The following is a 788-nucleotide window of genomic DNA, read 5'->3' as shown; positions in this document are numbered from 1 at the left end:
GTGTCGATGATGATCTTCCGGCCGGTCAGGCCGGCGTCGCCCATCGGGCCGCCGACCTCGAACCGGCCGGTCGGGTTGACCAGCAGCCGGTAGCCGTCCGACTCCAGGACCACACCCTCCTCCACCAGCTCCTTCAGCACGTGCTCGACCACGTACTCCCGCACGTCCGGGGTCAGCAGCCCCTCCACGGAGATGTCCGCGGCATGCTGCGAGGACACCACGACCGTGTCCAGACGGACCGGCCGGTCCCCGTCGTACTCGATCGTGACCTGCGTCTTCCCGTCCGGCCGCAGATACGGCACGGTGCCGTCCTTGCGGACCTCCGCCAGCCGCCGCGACAGCCGGTGGGCGAGCGCGATCGGCAGCGGCATCAGCTCGGCCGTGTCGTCACACGCGTAGCCGAACATCAGGCCCTGGTCACCGGCGCCCTGCGCGGCCAGCTCGTCCTCCGCACCCTCGACACGGGCCTCGTGAGCGGTGTCGACACCCTGCGCGATGTCCGGGGACTGCGCCCCGATCGACACCGACACGCCACAGGAGGCGCCGTCGAAACCCTTCGCGGAGGAGTCGTAGCCGATGTCCAGGATGGCCTCCCGCACCAGCTGCGCCATCGGCGCGTAGGCGGTCGTGGTCACCTCACCGGCGATGTGGACCTGGCCGGTCGTGATCAGCGTCTCCACCGCCACCCGGGCCCCGGGGTCCTGCGCGAGCAGCGCGTCCAGGATGGTGTCGCTGATCCGGTCGGCGATCTTGTCGGGATGTCCCTCGGTCACGGACTCCGAGGTGAA

The 788-nt window shown here is 70.4% G+C and carries 1 protein-coding gene; it reads right to left on the bottom strand.

Going from position 1 to position 788, the window contains the following annotated elements; all coding sequences use genetic code 11:
* Positions 1–788 (bottom strand): methionine adenosyltransferase (gene metK / locus IF73_RS0137065; protein WP_063833517.1); only part of this gene is annotated, 788 nt, incomplete at both ends.

The sequence above is a fragment of the Streptomyces sp. NRRL F-5727 genome (assembly GCF_000719555.1).
Taxonomy (GTDB): Bacteria; Actinomycetota; Actinomycetes; order Streptomycetales; family Streptomycetaceae; genus Streptomyces.
The sequence above is the reverse complement of the archived record's forward strand: the minus strand, read 5'-3'. Positions and strand labels throughout refer to the sequence as shown.